General features: G+C 33.1%; 20 protein-coding genes. 13 read left to right on the forward strand and 7 right to left on the reverse strand.

The window, feature by feature from the left end:
• Window positions 1-28 precede the first annotated feature (28 nt).
• Genes FF52_RS16620 through FF52_RS16630 form a run of 3 tightly spaced genes read right to left on the reverse strand, consistent with a single transcriptional unit; the run spans window position 29 to window position 1931 of the window.
• Window positions 29-373 (reverse strand): phage holin family protein, encoded by a 345-nt coding sequence (locus FF52_RS16620; protein ID WP_008467309.1) that lies wholly within the window; start codon window positions 371-373, stop codon window positions 29-31.
• 53 nt (window positions 374-426) lie between these two features.
• Window positions 427-1191 carry an alpha/beta fold hydrolase gene (locus FF52_RS16625; RefSeq protein WP_008467311.1) on the reverse strand — a complete coding sequence of 255 codons (765 nt, stop codon included), beginning with the start codon at window positions 1189-1191 and terminating at the stop codon, window positions 427-429.
• A 26-nt stretch (window positions 1192-1217) separates the two neighbouring features.
• Window positions 1218-1931 carry a pyridoxine 5'-phosphate synthase gene (locus FF52_RS16630; protein ID WP_008467314.1) on the reverse strand — a complete coding sequence of 238 codons (714 nt, stop codon included), beginning with the start codon at window positions 1929-1931 and terminating at the stop codon, window positions 1218-1220.
• 116 nt (window positions 1932-2047) lie between these two features.
• Between FF52_RS16630 and FF52_RS16635 the strand changes: the two genes are divergently transcribed.
• From FF52_RS16635 to murI, 8 genes are all read left to right on the forward strand, one after another.
• The gene (locus tag FF52_RS16635) at window positions 2048-2707 is read left to right on the forward strand and encodes a CBS domain-containing protein (protein WP_008467315.1); all 660 of its coding nucleotides are present in this window, start codon (window positions 2048-2050) and stop codon (window positions 2705-2707) included.
• 99 nt (window positions 2708-2806) lie between these two features.
• A complete protein-coding gene (locus FF52_RS16640) occupies window positions 2807-3691 on the forward strand; it encodes an NAD kinase (RefSeq protein ID WP_008467317.1) in 885 nt (294 codons plus the stop codon).
• A 173-nt stretch (window positions 3692-3864) separates the two neighbouring features.
• Window positions 3865-4557 carry a DUF6089 family protein gene (locus FF52_RS16645; RefSeq protein WP_008467319.1) on the forward strand — a complete coding sequence of 231 codons (693 nt, stop codon included), beginning with the start codon at window positions 3865-3867 and terminating at the stop codon, window positions 4555-4557.
• A gap of 1 nt (window position 4558) precedes the next feature.
• Window positions 4559-5299, forward strand: coding sequence for an isoprenyl transferase (locus FF52_RS16650; protein WP_008467320.1), 741 nt, complete (start codon window positions 4559-4561; stop codon window positions 5297-5299).
• Entirely contained in the window at window positions 5232-7979 is a 2748-nt protein-coding gene (locus FF52_RS16655) for a BamA/OMP85 family outer membrane protein (RefSeq protein ID WP_035691792.1), read from the forward strand. The genes FF52_RS16650 and FF52_RS16655 overlap by 68 nt, the downstream gene beginning before the upstream one ends.
• A 42-nt stretch (window positions 7980-8021) precedes the next feature.
• Window positions 8022-9053, forward strand: a complete 1032-nt coding sequence (locus tag FF52_RS16660) for an OmpH family outer membrane protein (RefSeq protein WP_008467322.1) — start codon at window positions 8022-8024, stop codon at window positions 9051-9053.
• A 14-nt stretch (window positions 9054-9067) separates the two neighbouring features.
• Window positions 9068-9571 carry an OmpH family outer membrane protein gene (locus tag FF52_RS16665; protein WP_170830271.1) on the forward strand — a complete coding sequence of 168 codons (504 nt, stop codon included), beginning with the start codon at window positions 9068-9070 and terminating at the stop codon, window positions 9569-9571.
• A gap of 148 nt (window positions 9572-9719) precedes the next feature.
• The gene (murI, locus tag FF52_RS16670) at window positions 9720-10496 is read left to right on the forward strand and encodes a glutamate racemase (RefSeq protein ID WP_008467324.1); all 777 of its coding nucleotides are present in this window, start codon (window positions 9720-9722) and stop codon (window positions 10494-10496) included.
• A 4-nt stretch (window positions 10497-10500) separates the two neighbouring features.
• On the opposite strand, the gene FF52_RS16675 is transcribed toward murI, so the two are convergent.
• Window positions 10501-11736 (reverse strand): aromatic hydrocarbon degradation protein, encoded by a 1236-nt coding sequence (locus FF52_RS16675; RefSeq protein ID WP_008467325.1) that lies wholly within the window; start codon window positions 11734-11736, stop codon window positions 10501-10503.
• Complete coding sequence (locus FF52_RS16680) at window positions 11737-13065, reverse strand: DUF4270 family protein (protein ID WP_008467327.1); 1329 nt, start codon at window positions 13063-13065, stop codon at window positions 11737-11739.
• 231 nt (window positions 13066-13296) lie between these two features.
• Here FF52_RS16680 and FF52_RS16685 point away from each other — a divergent pair, with 231 nt between their 5' ends.
• From FF52_RS16685 to FF52_RS16705, 5 genes are all read left to right on the forward strand, one after another.
• Window positions 13297-14139: a DUF6268 family outer membrane beta-barrel protein gene (locus tag FF52_RS16685; protein ID WP_008467330.1), complete on the forward strand. Its 843-nt coding sequence runs from the start codon at window positions 13297-13299 to the stop codon at window positions 14137-14139.
• A gap of 12 nt (window positions 14140-14151) precedes the next feature.
• On the forward strand, window positions 14152-15159 hold the full coding sequence (locus FF52_RS16690; protein WP_008467332.1) for a Kelch repeat-containing protein: 1008 nt from the start codon (window positions 14152-14154) through the stop codon (window positions 15157-15159).
• Window positions 15146-15478: a DUF4907 domain-containing protein gene (locus FF52_RS16695; protein WP_008467334.1), complete on the forward strand. Its 333-nt coding sequence runs from the start codon at window positions 15146-15148 to the stop codon at window positions 15476-15478. The genes FF52_RS16690 and FF52_RS16695 overlap by 14 nt, the downstream gene beginning before the upstream one ends.
• Window positions 15479-16594: a sensor histidine kinase gene (locus FF52_RS16700; protein WP_008467335.1), complete on the forward strand. Its 1116-nt coding sequence runs from the start codon at window positions 15479-15481 to the stop codon at window positions 16592-16594. It abuts the gene before it with no gap.
• A 139-nt stretch (window positions 16595-16733) separates the two neighbouring features.
• On the forward strand, window positions 16734-17483 hold the full coding sequence (locus tag FF52_RS16705) for a LytR/AlgR family response regulator transcription factor (RefSeq protein WP_008467337.1): 750 nt from the start codon (window positions 16734-16736) through the stop codon (window positions 17481-17483).
• 93 nt (window positions 17484-17576) lie between these two features.
• Here the strand turns inward: FF52_RS16705 and FF52_RS16710 are convergent, their stop codons facing one another.
• Both FF52_RS16710 and FF52_RS16715 read right to left on the reverse strand, forming a co-directional pair.
• On the reverse strand, window positions 17577-18095 hold the full coding sequence (locus FF52_RS16710) for a gamma carbonic anhydrase family protein (protein WP_008467340.1): 519 nt from the start codon (window positions 18093-18095) through the stop codon (window positions 17577-17579).
• A gap of 11 nt (window positions 18096-18106) precedes the next feature.
• A complete protein-coding gene (locus FF52_RS16715) occupies window positions 18107-19096 on the reverse strand; it encodes a type IX secretion system membrane protein PorP/SprF (RefSeq protein ID WP_008467343.1) in 990 nt (329 codons plus the stop codon).
• Window positions 19097-19105: the final 9 nt, after the last annotated feature.

The raw sequence follows: 19105 nt of genomic DNA on the forward strand, positions 1-19105 counted from the left end.
AAGCAGTTTTAATCTGCTCGATTTGTTTTTATTTATCGTCTCCCAATATTTTATAAGTAAGGGATTGGAGTATAGACAAAATAATACTGAATATTAATGCTGTCCAAAATGAATTTACTGCAAAACCGCCTACAATATTAGTGCACAGCAAAATAATTACCGCGTTGATCACCAGTAAAAACAAACCTAATGTGACCAATGTAACTGGCAAAGTTAAAATCACTAAAATTGGTTTTATAAAAACATTCAGTAATCCTAAAACTACTGCAACAATTAGAGCTGTACCAAAACTAGCCACATGCACTCCAGTCAAAATATTAGACAACAACAAAACTAAAGCAGCAGTAACAAGGAGTCTAAGTAATAATTTCATGGTTCTTGAGGTTTAAAATTTATTTAAAAGTAATAAAATTTCATCAAAAAGAACTACTCTTTTAAAAACGTAGTGGTCAATTCGAAAAACAGCTGCGGATTTTCAGCATGAAGCCAATGTCCAGCATTTGGAATCGTTTCTAATTTTAAATTCGGAAAATGCTTTCGGATTCCGTCAATATCCTGATCTTGAATATAGCCCGAATTTCCTCCTCTAATAAATAATGTCGGATTATTAAAAACTAAATGATCTGCCAAAGGCTTCCCAATAGCATCTAAATTATTATTGAAAGCCTCTAAATTAAATCGGAAAGCCAATTGCCCAGGTTCTTTCCAATATAAATTCTTTAGCAAAAACTGGCGCGTTCCAAAATCTGTTACATATTGTGATAAAATTGCCTCCACATCATTTCGGCTTGGTTTTACCGAAAAATCAACAGCATTTAATCCTGCCAAAATATCTTGGTGATGCTGTTTGTAGAATCTCGGACCAATATCTGCCACAATCAATTTGTCTACAATTTCAGGATGAGTCGTTGCAAAAAGCATCGCTACTTTTCCTCCCATTGAATGGCCTAGGATATCAATTCGCGTTAAATTATTTGCCTGACAGTATTCATAAACATCTTGAACCATCGCCTCGTAACTCCATTCATCCGAATGAAAACTGCGGCCGTGGTTTCTTAAATCTAAAATATGAACTTGAAATCCGGCTTCTACATATTGTCCCGCAAGAGTTTTCCAGTTATCAGACATTCCAAGAAATCCGTGCATGATGATAAATGGTTTTCCTTCGCCTTCTATTTTTGAATAAAGCATATTTTTATTTTTTTCCTTTAAACGAATTATTTCAATTTATTCAGATACATATTTACAGTGTTATCCAAACCTACATAAAGTGCCTCCGAAATCAAGGCATGACCAATAGAAACTTCCAATAAACCTGGAATATTTTGTTTGAAAAACTTGATATTATCTAAACTTAAATCGTGTCCAGCATTGATTCCTAAGCCCAATTCATTTGCCAATTCTGCCGCTTTAGTGTACGGTTCAATTCCTTTTTCGTTTCCTAAACTATATTGATGCGCAAAAGATTCTGTATACAATTCAATTCTATCTGTTCCTGTTTTCTTTGCACCTTCAATCATTTCTAAAATCGGATCAACAAAAATAGACGTTCTAATTCCGTTTCTTTGAAATTCCTGAATAACTTCAGTTAAATAATCTTGATTTTTAATGGTATCCCAACCTGCAGATGAAGTTATCGCTCCAATTGCATCTGGAACCAATGTCACTTGATCTGGTTTGCACTCTAAAACCAAATCAATAAAATTATGCTGCGGATTTCCTTCAATATTATATTCTGTTGTAACAATAGCTTTTAAATCGCGTGCATCCTGATAACGAATATGACGCTCGTCTGGACGAGGATGAATTGTAATTCCCTGCCCTCCAAAACGCTGAATATCTGTCGCTACTTTTAATAAATTGGGAACATTTCCGCCTCGAGCATTTCTAAGCGTTGCTATTTTATTGATATTTACACTTAATTTTGTCATATAAGATAGATATTAATTCTAGTAACATTATATTTGTTACGACAAAAATACAAAGTAAAACAGAGCGGTTTTCGGTATTTTTTGATTATTTTGCATCAAATATCCTCAATTGATTTATGACAGAAATTACAAACTATATCACAAACGATTTCAGGGCAATTGACAGTCAGGAAACAATAGCGTCGATTCAGGACTTTTTTGTCGATGTAAATTTTTCTCATTTTCCGATTTTAGAAGATGGTGTTTTTATTGGAAGCATCTCTTCTGACGATGTTGAAACATTTGACATTGAAAAAAAAGCAATTGATTACAAATATACTTTAGAACGTTTTTTTGCCAGAAAATCAATGATTTGGCTAGACGTTCTAGAAGTTTTTGCCAAAAACCACACAAACCTTCTTCCAATTCTTGACGAGAATAATAATTACATTGGATATTACGAAATGGAAGACATCATGAAATTTTTTCAGGAAACTCCATTTTTAAAAGAGCCAGGCGCGATTATTATTGTTCAAAAAGGCCTTTTGGATTATTCTATGAGTGAGGTGACTCAAATTGTAGAAAGCAACAATGGTAAAATTTTAGGATGTTTTGTTTCGGAGGCTGATACAGAGAATGTTCAGATTACTGTAAAAATTGGTTTAGGGGCAATTAATGAAATCATCCAAACCTACAGAAGGTATGGTTACGAAATCATTTCAGAACATCAGGAAGACACCTATATTAACAGTTTAAAAGAACGATCAGATTACTTAGACAAGTATCTTAATATATAAGTTATGAATGTGCCAATGGGAAAATTAGATAATTAGATGATTTTAGCATTTTCTAATTCTCTAATTGAAACATTGACCAATTCTCTAATTTAACAACGAATGAAAATAGCCATTTACGGACAATATTATCAGAACAGTACCGAACCTATCATAAAAGACATTTTCAATTTCTTTAATACCAACAATATCGAGATGGTAATTGAAGAAAATTTTCTGAATATGCTTTATGAAAAACAGCTTGTAAAAAAAGAATACAAAACTTTTTCCCCAAGTACTGCTTTAGACAATAGTTTCGAAATGCTGATCAGTATTGGTGGTGATGGTACTATTTTAAGAGCCGCTGCTTTCGTTCGTAATTCTGGTGTTCCTTTATTAGGAATCAACGCTGGAAGACTAGGCTTTCTGGCTAAAGTTCAAAAAGAAAACATAGATATTTTGCTTCAATATGTTATTAGCCAAAACTATACAACTTCTGAAAGAACCTTATTAGGAATAACATGTGAACCGTATAACGAAGCTTTTAAGGAACTAAATTTCGCTATGAACGAAGTTACAGTGAGTAGAAAAGACACGACTTCGATGATTACAGTTGAAACTTACTTGAACAACGAATATTTAAATTCTTACTGGGCCGACGGACTAATCATTTCAACGCCAACCGGATCAACTGGTTATTCTCTAAGCTGTGGCGGGCCAATTTTAACACCAGATGTAAAGAGTTTAGTTATTACACCAATTGCTCCACATAATTTAACCGCTAGACCGCTTGTTATTCCTGACGATACCGAAATTACATTGCGTGTTACAGGAAGAGAAGACCAATATTTGGTTTCTTTAGACTCGAGGATTTCTTCTGTAAAAAACGAGTCTATTTTAAAAATAAAAAAAACAGATTACAAAATTAAAATGGTTGAAATACCAGGCGAAACTTTCTTGAAAACCTTAAGAAATAAATTGCTCTGGGGAGAAGATAAAAGAAATTAAACTCTTTTCTGATTCTTCACTATACGATAATACCACATTTTCTCGTTCTGCATGTAGTGAATCATCATTAAATGGCTCAAAATCATATCATAAAATGAAAAAAAAGCACATTTAACTAAAGGAACTTTGATTCGTATTGATAATTATTATATTTGCACGCAATTTTGAATTAAATGAAGAAAATTTTTAATTTATTGTTATGTTTTTTCCCTCTTATTACACTAAATGCTCAAATAAACGAGATTGGTGTTTTTTTTGGCGGAAGTAACTTTATAGGCGATGTTGGAAAAACAACCTACATCTCACCTGAAAAACCAGCTTTTGGTATTCTTTACAAATGGAATAGAAGTCCGAGGCACTCTTGGAGATTTTCTTACACACAATCAAATATTACTGGAAATGATTTTAAATCTGATGAAACAGGAAGAAATCAAAGGGGCTATCGTTTCGACAATGACATTAAAGAGCTATCTGCAGGATTAGAATTCAATTTTTTCGATTTTAATCTCCACGATTATCATACAAAAATAACGCCTTATGTTTTTACAGGATTAAATTACTTTTTCTTTAGCAACTTATACCGATACACTACAAGCCCAAACACAGTATACGAACTAAAAAATCAAAGCTCTATAGCCATACCTATTATATTAGGTATAAAATCAAATATATCGCCACGTTTTATTTTGGCCGCTGAAGTCGGGGCGCGTTACACTTTTACTGATAATATAGACGGAAGCAATCCTAATACAAGTAATCCAAATATTATGAAATTTGGAAATTTAAATAATAATGACTGGTATGTTTTTTCAGGTGTTACTTTAACGTATACCTTTGGACAGAAACCTTGCTATTGCCCAGAATAAAATGAATTTAATAGAATCAATAGATCACACAAACCTACCTAAACACCTTGCCATCATTATGGACGGCAACGGACGCTGGGCAAAACAACAAGGCTATTTACGCGCGTTTGGCCATGAAAATGGGACAAAATCTGTAAAAGAAATCATCAAAACCTCAGCCAGACTTGGAATTGAATATTTAACCCTGTATGCTTTTTCGACAGAAAATTGGAATCGCCCAAAATTGGAAGTACAGGCATTAATGAAAATATTGATCAATTCATTAAAAAAAGAGCTTGTTACCCTTCAGGAAAACAATATCAGACTTAATGCAATTGGAAATCTTGATAAATTACCAAAAACAGCCCAAAAAGAACTTTTGGATGTTATGGAAAAAACTAAAAATAATACTCGTTTAACCCTTACCCTCGCTTTAAGTTATGGCTCCAGAGAGGAACTGGTAAATGCTGTAAAAGCAATTAGTGATAAAGTTAAAAATAATATAATTTCAATAGACACTATTGACGATTCAATTATAAATGAGCATCTTTACACGCAAAATTTACCTGACGTAGATTTATTAATACGAACAAGTGGAGAACATAGAATAAGTAATTTTTTGTTATGGCAGATTGCCTACGCAGAATTGTATTTTACTAATGTCTTGTGGCCAGACTTTAAAGACCAAGATTTATATGAGGCTATTATTAGTTATCAAAAAAGAGAACGTAGATTTGGAAAAACCAGTGAACAAATTAAATAATTTTTTAGTGTTGCAAAAAAAAATACAAATAGTCTTTACCCTTTTACTTTTGGGTAGTTTTTCACAAATTAAAGCACAAGAAAGAGTTCCTTTTGATCAAGGGAAAAAATATATTCTAGCTAAAGTTTCTGTTGTTGGTAAAATAAGCTTCAATGAACAGACTGTTGTCACTTTTTCAGGGCTTCAAAAAGGTCAGGAAATCACTGTTCCTGGAGAAGAAATCAGTAGCGCAATTAAAAAATTAGGTAAACTGGGTCTTTTTGACGAAATCGCTTTCTATGTTAATAAAGTAGAAAATGATAGTATTTATTTAGATTTAGATATTGTTGAGCTTCCTAAATTAAACGAGGTTAAAATTGTTGGTGTTAAGAAAAGTAAAGTCGAAGGCTTAATTAAAGATAACAACCTGACAAAAAACAAAATTGTCAACGAAAACTTAATTACAACGACCAAAAATTACATCGAAAACAAATACAAAAAAGAAGGGTTTTATAACACAAAAGTTACTATCACCAATACTCCAGACACTATCAACGGGCATCAGGTAAACATGCTTGTCAGGATAGATAAAGGAGACAAAGTAAAAATCAGCAGCATTGATTTTACAGGAAATAAACAGCTTACAGACAACCAATTGCGAGCTGCAATGAAAGACACGAAACAGAAAAATTTCATTCGCGTATTTAAAGCCTCTAAATTTATTCCTGAGAAATATAAAACTGACTTAGAAAAAGTAATCGCGGCCTACAAAGAAAAAGGGTATCGTGACGCTCGTATTATCTACGATTCAGTACAATATAATAAGAAAAAAAATACGCTTGCAATTAAAATTAATGTAGAAGAAGGTAACAAATATTACTTTGGAAATATTAAATTCTTAGGAAATACAGTTTATTCAGATCAGCTATTAAGCCGTTATTTAGGAATCAAAAAAGGCGAAACTTATAATGGGGTTTTATTAGAAAAAAGAATCGCTGATAAAACAAAACCAGACGCAGAAGACATTACCAATTTATACCAAAACAATGGTTATTTGTTCTCAAATATTAATGCTGTAGAGGTAAAAACAGTTAATGATACTATCGATTTTGAGATTAGAGTAACAGAAGGTCCTATTGCTTATTTCAACAAAATTACAGTTGTTGGAAACGACAAAACAAATGACCACGTTATTTACCGTGAGTTAAGAACTAAACCAGGCGAAAAATACAGTAAAGAACAATTAGTGAGAACGATTCGTGAGATTGGTCAATTAGGTTTCTTTGATCCTGAGGCAATCGATCCTAAATTCAAAAACGTTGATGCCGGAGCTGGAACTGTTGATATTGAATACAACGTAGTAGAAAAAGGATCTAGCCAAGTCGAACTTCAAGGAGGTTATGGCGGCGGAGGTTTCATAGGAACTTTAGGGCTTTCGTTCAACAACTTCTCTGCTCGAAAATTATTTGACAAAGAAGCTTACAAGCCTTTACCAATGGGAGATGGACAAAAAGTAGCGCTTCGTTTACAAGGAAGTACTTATTTCCAAACCTATAGTTTATCTTTCTCAGAACCTTGGTTTGGAGGAAAAAAACCGGTACAGTTTAGTTCATCTATTTCATACAGTAAGCAATTTCTTAACAATTACATCACTAGAACTGTTGATAAAAGCAAAAGTTTTAATATTTTTACAGTACAAGTTGGTTTAGCAAAAAGATTAACAGTGCCAGATGACTACTTCGTATTATCACAATCTGTAAGTTATCAGCACTATGACTTGAACAATTATAATACTGGTTTGTTTACTTTTGGTAATGGTGCATCAAGAAACTTAGCGTATACTATAGGACTTTCAAGAAGCAATAAAGGGGTAAATCCAATATTCCCGACATATGGTTCTGAATTCAGTATTACAGCAAAAGTTACGCCTCCATATTCATTATTTAATGGAGTTGATTATGGTGATTTACAAAACCAAAAAGAATATAAAACACAATATACAGGAACATCTGGAAGTGGTATAGACGGAAAACCGCTTAATAATGGTGACTACGTTAAAACAGAAACTATAAATGGAACAACTGGATATGTAAGCGTTGGATCTGATTATGCAAGCGCTGATACAGATGTAGCAAAAGTCGATCAGAAGAAATATAACTGGTTAGAATATTATAAAGTTAAATTTAGAGGAGACTGGTATACTAAAGTTTATGGAAAACTAGTATTAAGAACCTTAACAGAGTTTGGTTTCTTAGGAGCGTATAATCAAGAAAGAGGTGTAATTCCGTTTGAGCGTTTTTATTTAGGAGGTGATGGTATGGCAAACTACTCAATGGACGGTAGAGAGACGATTCAGTTGAGAGGTTATCCAAACAACTCTTTGACTCCTGTAAATGCAAATGGAGATGCAATTGGAGCAACGATTTACAACAAGTTCTCGATGGAATTGCGTTACCCAATTACATTAAAAGCATCTGCTTCGATTTATGCCTTAACGTTCTTAGAAGCAGGTTCATCATATCCAACGTTCAAAGATTATAACCCATTTGACTTAAGCCGTTCTGCTGGTGCTGGTTTACGTGTATTCATGCCTGCATTTGGTTTATTGGGTATTGACTTTGGTTACGGATTTGATGCTCTTCCAGGACAAACAAAAGCTAATGGTTGGGAAACACACTTTATCATTGGACAACAATTTTAGTGAAATAACGTTTGGTTAAAAATCATCAAATAAAGTTATGTTATGAGAAAACAATTTTTATTTATATTTTTAGCCTTGATTGTAGCAAATACAAGTCAGGCACAAGGAAAGACTACTCGAATTGGCTACATCGACATGGAATATATTTTAGAAAATGTTTCCGATTATAAAGAAGCTAAATCACAATTAGAGCAAAAAGCTCAAAAGTGGAAACAAGAAGTTGAAGCCAAAAAATTAAATATAAATAATTTGAAAGAAAGCTTAAAAACAGAAAAAGCTTTACTAACAAAAGAATTGATAGAAGAAAGAGAAACAGAAATTAAGTTTCTTGAGCAGGAAATGATGGATTATCAGCAGAAGCAATTTGGTTCTGATGGAAATCTAATGAGACAAAAAGCGGCTTTGGCAAAGCCAATACAAGATCAGGTTTTTACTGCCGTACAAGATATAGCCGAAGCAAAAAATTATGATTTTGTTTTTGATAAATCATCCGATCTAACTATGCTTTTCAGCAATAAAAGATTTGACATCAGCGATCAGGTTTTAAGAATCTTAAACCGTACTGAAAAACGTGAGCAGCTGACCAAAAAGCAATTGAAGGAGCAAGAGGCTAAAGAAAATATGGAAAATGCTATTGACGAAAATCCAGCAATGGCCGATCGCCAAAAAGCACTTGACGAGAAAAGAGCTGCAAGAGAAAAACTAATTCAGGATAGAAAATTAGAGCAGGAAGCTAAGAGAAAAGAATACGACGACAGAAGAAAAGCGCTGCAAGAAGAAAGAGAAGCTAAAAAAAATGGCACGGTTTCTGGAACAGTTCCAGCAGCAGTCCCTGCCTCAGCGGCAGATGCTGCCAAAACAAACTCAACTGCTAAAACTGCAACGCCAACAGCAACTGGAGAAACACCTGCCGCTCAACAGCCAGCAATGACAAAAGCAGAGGAAAGACAATTACTGTACGAACAGCGTAAAAAGGAATTGGAAGAAAGAAGAAAGAAAATTTTAGAAGAAAGAGAAGCGGCTAAAAAAGCAAAAGAAGCCGAATCGCAAAAAACAAATACGACCAATAATTAATTAATATTTTAAAAATGATGAAACAAATCAAAACTTTACTAATTGCTGCAATTCTTATTTTAGGAGCAAGTAACACAATGAACGCACAAGCGAAGGTAGCTCATGTTGATGTAAGCGAGATCATGTCGAAAATGCCTGCTATGCTAGATGCTCAAAATCAACTGCAAAAATTAAGTGGTACATATGATGCTGAATACAAAAAAATGGTTGACGAATATCAAGTAAAAATTAAAAAGTACGAAGCTGAAGCTGCAACTGTAACAGATGCTGTAAACGGTGAGCGTTCTAAAGAAGTTCAAGATATGCAAAAGAGAATTGTTGATTACAGAGACAATGCTCAAAAAGAATTACAACAAAAAGAAACAGATATCGTAAAACCTTTAATGGAAAAAGTAAGAGCTTCTATCCAAAAAGTTGGAAAAGCTAAAGGTTTCCAATATGTTTTAGACGGTTCTACTTTATTATTAGCTGATGGTCCAAACATCACTGCTGATGTTAAAAAAGATTTAGGATTCTAAGAAATTAAATTCCGATAATTAAGCTGCTCAATTTATATAATTTGAGCAGTTTTTTTTTACAAAAAATTAAACCTAATCTTTGGTATTATTTCAAGATTTCGCTTAATTTAGAATAACGAATTTTATTAAAAAATATTAAATTTGCTTTATGATAAACAATAATCCTATAGGCGTTTTTGATTCTGGCATTGGTGGAACTTCCATTTGGAGCGCCATTCATGACCTTCTTCCAAATGAAAAAACCATTTATCTGGCTGACAGTAAAAATGCTCCTTATGGGCAAAGAAGCAAAGATGAAATTGTTGCATTAAGCAAAAAAAATGTAGAATTTTTACTAGAGAATAATTGCAAGCTAATTGTTGTTGCTTGCAATACCGCAACCACAAATGCTATAGTAGAACTTCGCGCAGAATATGATGTTCCGTTTGTGGGAATTGAACCTGCTATCAAACCAGCGGCCAACAATTCTCAAACTCAGGTTATCGGAATTTTAGCTACAAAAGGAACTCTTAATAGTGAACTGTTTAATAAAACTGCTGAGATGTTTCATAACACAAAAATCATTGAGCAGGTTGGGCATGGACTTGTACAACTTATTGAAGATGGCAATTTGTATTCGCCAGAAATGACTCAATTGTTAGAATCATATCTTCAGCCCATGATTGAAGCTAATATTGATTACTTGGTTTTAGGATGCAGCCACTACCCTTATCTGATTCCTCAGATAAAAAAAATTCTCCCAGATCATATTAAAATAATAGATTCAGGAGAAGCTGTTGCGCGCCAGACTAAAAATCTGCTTAAAGATAAAGTTGGATTTTCTGAAAGTACAGATATTGATCCAGTATTTTATGTAAATTCTGATCCTAAAGTTTTAGAATCAATTTTAGAATATAAATATCCAGTAATCAAAAAAGACTTTTAGATTATTATTCGAATTTTCGCTTGACGAACCAAATTCCGTCTAACGATAGATTGAGTGATATTTTATGGTAGTTTTCTTTTATTAAATCATTTGCGATTCTCCCTTTCTGTCCATAAGAATAAGAAATATTGAGTGATGAAAACGTATTTTCAATTGGCAGATTTAGTCCAATAGAAATAGAAGCACTGTTAACACGCTTTTTGTCAACTTCGAGATAACCATTGTCAAAGTTTATACCTGCCGCATATCCTACTCTATCCCAATATCTTCTAACATTCTTTTTGGTACTGTAAGTAAACCCCAGCGCAAAACGATCCTGATTTACAAACTTTCCATAAAGCTCAGACTGGTTGGTATCTTTCCATAAACTCCTTTCGTAATCTAAAGTTACATTCAGATTATTTTTAAATCGCTTACTAGCTCCAAAACCTATTTCTAAAGGCATATAGTAATCATCTACGTCTGTAGCTTTGTCCGTTTCTATAGAAGTCTCTACTTCATCTGCAATACTTGTTACCGTTTGCACTTTGGAAGCATTTATCCTTGTTGGAACTTTAACTGTAGTTCCAATTGTAAATGTAGAATCTATTTTATATTGAGCACCCAAAGTTGCGCGAACTCCTCTATAATCTGTTTTTTTGTGTATCGTAGTAATTGTATTTGAAATTAAAAAAGCGCGATCATCAACCGTGTTTCCAAAAAGCACTGTTCCAGTCGCCCCTACCGTTAATTTTTTTCCAAATCGATATCCGTATGAAAAATCCAGATTGTTTAAACCTCCTGATCCTTGTGCTGTTACATAGTAATATTCCTGACTGTCAGCAATTGGAAGTTTTAAATTAGAAATTTTAAATACAGAACTAGAATATGGACGAAGCGCTAAACTAAAACCAGAATTTTTAGAAACCGGAAAAGCAAAAGCCAAATGAGAAAATTGAAAATTATTTCGCTTTTCTGTGCGATTACTACTCTGATATGTGGTTGCGATAGCTTTTCCGCCAATATCAAAAAGAAAGTGATTCTGATACATAAATCCTAAAGAAGCTGGATTCAGATTATTGATAAAAGTATCTGAAGGCAAAGCAATTCCAGAACCGCCTATGGAAGGCAGATAACCAAAATCTGAATCATACAAACTTCCAACACCGTAAAGCGAATATGGAGAACTTGAAATACTTTGAGAAAATGAAGTCAGCGACATTAGAAAGAAGCAGCTCCATAAAACAATTCTATTTTTCATTTAGTAAGAGATGTAATAAATTTTCAGCTGAATTTTGTTGTTTGCATGTTTTTGGTTACCCAAAACAATGCGGTCAACAGATTTAGAAATTCCAGGTAATGTCAAGATTAGAGATGATCTTGAATCGGATAGTTTAAGCATTTCTTTCTGAAGGAAATTCCCAATTGGAATGGTATAACCAACATTTTCATTAAACTCATCACTTTTTTTATTCAATATTCCATAAACAGTGCTTCCAGCAGAATTTACCAATGTTCCGCTTATTCGATTTAAATTATCACCCACATACACAGCCAGCGAATCTGCCAACGGATATTTCTCAGAATAGGAATTATTTACTGGCTTCAAAATCAGTTCAGCATTTACAATAGCTCCATTAGTTGAAATATTTTTAAACTGCTTAATATTAGGAAATTCAACTCTGCAGGCTACTCCAGTTCCAGATTGAATAAACCCTTGATTATTTGTGAGGTTACTTGATAAATTACTGCTCGAGACGGGAAGATTTTGCAACAAGGTTCCCGTTTTATTCAAAGAAATAGAATTAAACTGCTTTGCATGATCTATGATCGTAAAATCGAGAAAAAAAGAATCCTGATCTGAATCTCCCATATATTTTGAGTAATACAATCTTACTTTGCTATTTCCCACACTAAATCCAATTAGGCTTGAAGAATTGGAGGTTTCTGGAACTAAAACCAGCCCTTTCAAATATTCGGTAAAGCTGTCAAAATCTGTAATTTCTCTTTTTTTTATTTTCTGAAAAAGAGCATCTCCAAATTCATTGCTCATTTTAATATTTATAGAGTCCTTTTCGGTTGGCCTTGGTATAAAAGATATTTTTCCCAAGCTTTCGGGACTATAACTTAATGTAGAATTATTGTAAAAACTTCTGTCGTCAGTATTAGGCTTCACCTTCTGAATTAAGCGATGAATATCAAATGTTTGCACTTTGGTCGTATCTCCATAATAATATTTATCATATTTAAGAATCATAGAAATCGAATCGAAAACATAATTTATCGATTCGGTATCGGAACCCGAACTATTTAAAGCATAATTAGTACCTGAAAGCTGAAAATAACTGTCTGATTTTACTTTTCCGAAAATAGGATCATCGTAATTTCCTATCAAGATTCTACTCATGTTCGAAGTTACAAGCGAATCAAAATTGATGGTTGACATTTCTACCGTAACAGTATCTATCATGATCACTTTATTGCTTAAAGCCAAATAATCTGACCCAACAGTAAATTCTCCAGTATCTGTATCTGTACCGCACGAAAATAAGCTAAGTACAAAAAGCAGTATCAAAATAAACTTGTGCATAATTTAATTTTTGAGCAAATATAAATTGCACGCTTTGGCGACACACTATAACATATACTACTGCGCTTTTTATGGCTACAAACTGTACAAAACAATCTATAATCTGAATTCTATTCTCAAAATTTAATTCGACCCTAAAAACGGCGATTTTGTCTATCAAAACACGTCATATATATATCTTCTTTTTTTTAAGGACTTCATCCGTCTAATTTTGAGCCAATAAAATAAGTAATGAAAGTAAGGTTTTTAGTTTGTTCTCTTTTTTTGATTTCATTTTTAGGTTTAAAAGCTCAGGAAAATTTTGGCGCCGCTTTTAATTTAAGAACCGAGCCAACAGAAAAGATAAATTTTAGCGAAACAGACCTTGCTATTTTTTATCAGAAAAAATTAGGACCAAAAAGCAAAATAGCGAACACTTTAGAATATTCTAATTTGAAGGTGAATTACGAATTGAATCCATACAATTTTTATGCGGATCAGGATAAATTCAACCAAGTTCAAAACAAATTTGAATATTCATCTGAAATAGCAGAAAGAACAAATTGGAAACTTTCTGTTATTCCGACGGCAAATTTTCAAAGCAAATTGGATTTTTCAGACGTTACTGTTTTAGGAAGTTTAGAAATCATTCAGCAAATTAGTTCAAAACTGAGTGTAATTGTCGGAACTGGTAGAACATCAATTTTTGGAGCGCCCAAGATTACACCAATTGTTGCTTTTGATTATAAAGTGAATGAGAAAACCGATTTTAAAATCGGATTCCCCGACTCAAAGATTTCTTATTCTAATAATGATCGAAACAAATTCAGTCTGACGAATAGTTTTAATGGAAATTTTTATCATTTGGATAAAACATCTAGTACAGGAAACAATTCTGAAAAAGCTGTTTTATCGCAAATGACTTCGGCTTTAGAATACGAAAGGAATGTTGCCGGCAATTGGTTTTTAAATTTTAAAGCTGGTTATGATTTCAACAAAAAATACAATTTACTAGATAGTAATGACCATAAGGTTTACGACTATAATACCGGAAACGGTTATGTTTTAGGAATAGGGATCAAATACAAACAATAAATTAAATACACTATGATTAATCTAAAAAAAGGAATTTTATTCACAGCGCTTTTTTCAAGCCTCTTTTTTATAAGCTGCAGCAATGATGATGACGATGATGATTTGGTAGGAAACTGGATTAAAAAATCAGCCTTTGATGGCCCTGCAAGATCTAGTGCTACAAGTTTTGTTATCGGAGATTATGCTTACGTAGTAGGTGGTTATACTGGCGACGTTTATTTAAAAGATCTTTGGGTTTACAATTCAAATGGAGATTATTGGGAACAGAAAGCTGATTTTGGTGGTGTTGGAAGAAGTTCTGCTTCTAGTTTTGCATTAAACGAAAAAGGTTATGTAGGTCTTGGTTATGACGGAACAAACAAGCTGAAAGACTTTTATCAATACGACCCTACTGCAAACAGCTGGACACAAAAAACAGATTTTGCAGGAACGGCACGTTATGCAGCTGTAGGTTTTCAGGTTGGCGGTAAAGCGTATTTTGGAACAGGTTATGACGGGAATTATCTGAAAGATTTTTATCAATACGATGATCAGGCCAATACTTGGACTCTAGTAAATGGTTTTAGCGGTAACAAAAGACGTAATGCAACTGTATTTACAATTGCAGACAAAGCATATTTAGTAACTGGTGTAAATAATGGTGTTTATCAAGAAGATTTCTGGGAGTTTGATCCATCAACAGATGTTTGGACAAGAAAACGTGATATTGATAAAGATACTGATGACGATTACAGCTACAACGACGATTATGCGATTGTACGTTCTAATGCTTCAAGTTTTTCTATGAATGGTCTAGGATATGTTGTAGGAGGTGAAAACATCAAAACAGTTTGGGAATACAATCCGTCAACAGATTTATGGACAGAAAGAACTCCAATGGAAGGTGCTACACGAACAGATGCTGTTGGTTTCTCAATAAATAATCGCGGATTCTATATGCTAGGAAGAGTTGGTTCTACGTACTTTGATGATGCTTGGGAATTTAAGCCATTAGACGAACAAAGCGATGACGATAATTAATATTAAACAATTCTTCTGGAGTAATATCCAGAAGAATTTAATGGTTTTTACAGTTCTTTTGCTTTTTGCTGCGTGTGCAAAAAAAGAAGCTTTAACTGCCACATCTTTTAAAACAAATTCTGGATGGGGATATTCAATTGCCTACAAAGAAAAAGTTTTAATTAAACAATCCATTATTCCCGTAATAAGCGATACTAAAAGTTTTGAAACAGAAAGTGATGCTCTAAAAGTTGCAGAGCTTGTAAAGCAAAAACTCAAACAAAACTTATCTCCAACGGTAACCAAAAATGAACTAATTTTATTAAAAATAAAATTATAAATGCAGATCGATACCATTAAAAATACAGGCTATAACAAAATATTATTCCATTTCATGATTTGGATTTTCTTTATTCTGACTTCATTAATTCAGTTTTATGAAAGTCCGTTTAAGCTCGACAATGATTTTTATGCCCAATGGCTTTCAGGGATTTTCTTGTTTTATCTGAACTATTTTTATTTGGTTCCAAATTATCTGTTGCAAAAAAAATATTGGCTGTACGGCGCATTTGCCATTGGTCTGATTGCGCTATTTATGGTAATACGGTTAAATTATTTTATTCCTGAATTTAGACATTTAAGGCCGGAAAACATGATGCATGCTGACACCATTATTCGTGATCCGCATTTTTTTCCAAGAGGAGGCAGAATGCGTCACAGAATAGAAATGAGACAGCCGTTCTTTTTTAAGATTGCTCCATCATTTTTCTATATCCTGATTATTACAATTTCTGCAATTATTAGAACATTAACTGAATTTTATAACAATCAGCAAAATAAACTGATTGCTGAAACTCATAGAACAAATACCGAATTAATTTATTTGCGCAAACAAACCAATCCGCATTTTTTATTTAATTCGCTAAACAGTATTTATTCTTTGGCACATAAAAAATCTGATTTGGTCCCTGATGCCATCGTAACCTTGTCTGAACTAATGCGCTATATGCTGTATGAAACAGACAATAAAACGGTGGCTTTAGAAAAGGAAGTCAATTATATTCAGAACTATATCGAATTGCAAAAACTGCGATTAAATAATATTGAAGACATTGTGATCAATGTGCATGGCGATACTAAAAACAAATTTATTGAGCCTTTACTATTGATTTCATTTGTTGAAAATGCTTTTAAATACGGAACCGATTATAAAGGCGCAGCTCACGTAAAAATCAAAATTCTGATTACAGACTACAATCTTGATTTTTGGATTGAAAATACAATTGAAAATTATGTGAAAGATCCTGAAAATTCAGGAATTGGATTAGTAAACATTCAAAGCCGTCTTGATCTTCTTTATCCAAACGCACACGAACTGACCATTACGCAAGATGATAACTATTACCGAGTCCATTTGAATTTAAAATTAGATGAAATTAAAACCGCAATAGATTAAAAAATGATTTCAGTGAGCAAAAAATCAAAATATTTTTTACTCACAAAAACGATAACACTTAACGCTTAATTTGATTTGTAAAAACCAGTATTTTATGAAAATTTTAAAACTTAATTTACTGGTTTCAAACTACTTTTGAATGCGAAATGAAATTTTAAAAACTAATCCAGAAAAGATGAAATGTGTAATTATTGATGACGAACCTTTAGCGGTAGAACTATTAGAGGATTTTGTCAAAAAAGTAGATACTCTTGAACTGATCAGCACTTTCAATAATGCTATCGATGCCGTTTCATTTATCAATCAAAATAATGTTGATTTGATTTTTCTGGATATTCAGATGCCCCATTTTTCTGGAATTGACTTTTTAAATACTATAGAGAAAAAACCTCTAGTTATTTTCACGACCGCCTATTCAGATTATGCTGTGGAGGGATTTAATCTTGGCGCGGTCGATTATTTAGTAAAACCGATTCCGTTTCATCGTTTTTTAAAAGCGGTAGTTCGTGCTCAGCAAGTTTTACAGCCTGTGGCAACTCCAGCACTTACAGAAAGCACTAATACGCCAGAAATTGAACAGGATTTTATGTTTGTTAGAGCTGAATATGAAAACGTAAAATTGAATTTTGCCGATATTCTTTTTATTGAAGGTCTTAAAGATTATGTCAAAATTTACACTACAGACAATAAATTTACGCTGACATTAATCAGTTTAATAAAACTTGAAAATTTGCTTTCAAACAAAGGTTTTGCGAGAATTCACAGGTCGTATATTATTAATATCAAACATGTAAAATCAATTCAGAAAAACAAAGTGTTAATAAGCGATAAAAGAATTCCAATAAGCGAAAGTTATAAGAATACTTTCTTCGAAAAAATCAACCTCTAAATTTTTTAAATTCCAATAAAAAAATTCCAAATTCCAAAAAGCTAAAACTCTTGGAATTTGGAATTTCTATTTTGAGATTTCCATTTGGAATTTCTATTCTTCGTTTTTGAACCAACTCGAATACATCACGTAATTATTCGAAATGCGTTCAATTTCGCCAGCAAAATCAGACTGATCGATGTCTTTAACTTTTTTGGCAGGAACACCGGCATAAATACTTCCAGAAGTTACCACCGTATTTTGTGTTACTACAGCTCCAGCAGCAATTATGGCATTACTTTCTACCACGCAATTATCCATTACGATTGCTCCCATTCCAATTAAAACATTATCATGAATCGTACAGCCGTGAACTATTGCATTGTGACCAATTGAAACGTTATTTCCTATAATCGTTGGGTGCTTTTGATACGTACAGTGAATTACAGCACCGTCTTGAATGTTTACTTTGTTTCCAATTTTAATAAAATGAACATCTCCTCTTACAACAGCGTTAAACCAAACACTGCAAGATTCCCCAAAAGTAACATCTCCTACAATAGTAGCATTTTCGGCTACATAACAATCCTCTGGAATAAGAGGCGATTTTCCGTCTACAGATTTAATCAGCATAAAAAATAAATTTAGTTAATGGCAGGACAGTTACAGTCGTAGCGTTCTTTTTTACAGAATAAATTAATTCCTAAAGTAATTTGATGATATCCTCCAGTGTCAAACTTAACATCTCCCATTACTTGAGAATACGTATAAGCAAACATAAAGTTCTTGTAGTTAACCCCAATAATTGGCGTAAAGTATTGTAATTTTTGAGACGCTACACCGCTTCCTGAAATATATTGTGCTCCATCAAAACCTCTCCTATACGATAAAGCAGCCCACAGACTTCCAAAATCCATGCTTTTATAGGCTTTCATATTTATGTCGAGTGTTTTTTCTTTCGTCTGGTCAAACAGCTGAAAAAGGATCGAAGGCTCCCAAGTCCAATTATCATTTTTACCAAACACATAACCAGCACTTAATAAAAACTTCCTCAAGTTATCACTTTCATAATCTGAATATAACTCTCTCCTCGTTTCCAATAGACCTTGAACTGTTGCATGTGCATAGAAATTCAAATAATTATAAGAAGCTCCAACATCAATATTGAAATAGGAATCTTTCTGAATGGAACCAAAAACTATTGGATCAAATGTGTTGCCAAATTTTGTTTCGTCTAATTGGTTTTGAATCAAACCACCACTGATTCCAAAAGACAGCTGATTCAAATCCAGTTCATCTCTTGAAAACATAATATGATGTGCGTAAGTCAACTTTATGCCTTTTTCAGAATGGTATCCATTTTTGTCGTTAAAAACAATAATCCCAGCTCCAGAACGCTCTCCTATTCTTCCATTAAAACTCAAAGTTTGAAGCGATGGAGAATCTTCTTCTCCAAACCATTGTTTTCTAGCTGTTAACCGCACTTTGGCACAATTGGCTGCGCCTGCCATAGAAGGGTGAATAAGGTAATAATTATCAGACAAATAATCAGAATAAACAGGGATTCCCTCTTGGGAATAAGAGTGAAAAACAGTAATGAGAAAAATTAATAAAACCCTGATTTTTAATTTCATAAAGACAAA

The organism is Flavobacterium sp. F52, assembly GCF_000278705.1.
Classification (GTDB): domain Bacteria; phylum Bacteroidota; class Bacteroidia; order Flavobacteriales; family Flavobacteriaceae; genus Flavobacterium; species Flavobacterium anhuiense.

Coding starts and splice junctions, on each gene's coding strand:
- FF52_RS16620 (WP_008467309.1), bottom strand. CDS start 373: ATGAAATTATTACTTAGACTCCTTGTTACTGCTGCTTTAGTTTTGTTG.
- FF52_RS16625 (WP_008467311.1), bottom strand. CDS start 1,191: ATGCTTTATTCAAAAATAGAAGGCGAAGGAAAACCATTTATCATCATG.
- FF52_RS16630 (WP_008467314.1), bottom strand. CDS start 1,931: ATGACAAAATTAAGTGTAAATATCAATAAAATAGCAACGCTTAGAAAT.
- FF52_RS16635 (WP_008467315.1), top strand. CDS start 2,048: ATGACAGAAATTACAAACTATATCACAAACGATTTCAGGGCAATTGAC.
- FF52_RS16640 (WP_008467317.1), top strand. CDS start 2,807: ATGAAAATAGCCATTTACGGACAATATTATCAGAACAGTACCGAACCT.
- FF52_RS16645 (WP_008467319.1), top strand. CDS start 3,865: ATGAAGAAAATTTTTAATTTATTGTTATGTTTTTTCCCTCTTATTACA.
- FF52_RS16650 (WP_008467320.1), top strand. CDS start 4,559: ATGAATTTAATAGAATCAATAGATCACACAAACCTACCTAAACACCTT.
- FF52_RS16655 (WP_035691792.1), top strand. CDS start 5,232: ATGAGGCTATTATTAGTTATCAAAAAAGAGAACGTAGATTTGGAAAAA.
- FF52_RS16660 (WP_008467322.1), top strand. CDS start 8,022: ATGAGAAAACAATTTTTATTTATATTTTTAGCCTTGATTGTAGCAAAT.
- FF52_RS16665 (WP_170830271.1), top strand. CDS start 9,068: ATGATGAAACAAATCAAAACTTTACTAATTGCTGCAATTCTTATTTTA.
- murI (WP_008467324.1), top strand. CDS start 9,720: ATGATAAACAATAATCCTATAGGCGTTTTTGATTCTGGCATTGGTGGA.
- FF52_RS16675 (WP_008467325.1), bottom strand. CDS start 11,736: ATGAAAAATAGAATTGTTTTATGGAGCTGCTTCTTTCTAATGTCGCTG.
- FF52_RS16680 (WP_008467327.1), bottom strand. CDS start 13,065: ATGCACAAGTTTATTTTGATACTGCTTTTTGTACTTAGCTTATTTTCG.
- FF52_RS16685 (WP_008467330.1), top strand. CDS start 13,297: ATGAAAGTAAGGTTTTTAGTTTGTTCTCTTTTTTTGATTTCATTTTTA.
- FF52_RS16690 (WP_008467332.1), top strand. CDS start 14,152: ATGATTAATCTAAAAAAAGGAATTTTATTCACAGCGCTTTTTTCAAGC.
- FF52_RS16695 (WP_008467334.1), top strand. CDS start 15,146: ATGACGATAATTAATATTAAACAATTCTTCTGGAGTAATATCCAGAAG.
- FF52_RS16700 (WP_008467335.1), top strand. CDS start 15,479: ATGCAGATCGATACCATTAAAAATACAGGCTATAACAAAATATTATTC.
- FF52_RS16705 (WP_008467337.1), top strand. CDS start 16,734: ATGCGAAATGAAATTTTAAAAACTAATCCAGAAAAGATGAAATGTGTA.
- FF52_RS16710 (WP_008467340.1), bottom strand. CDS start 18,095: ATGCTGATTAAATCTGTAGACGGAAAATCGCCTCTTATTCCAGAGGAT.
- FF52_RS16715 (WP_008467343.1), bottom strand. CDS start 19,096: ATGAAATTAAAAATCAGGGTTTTATTAATTTTTCTCATTACTGTTTTT.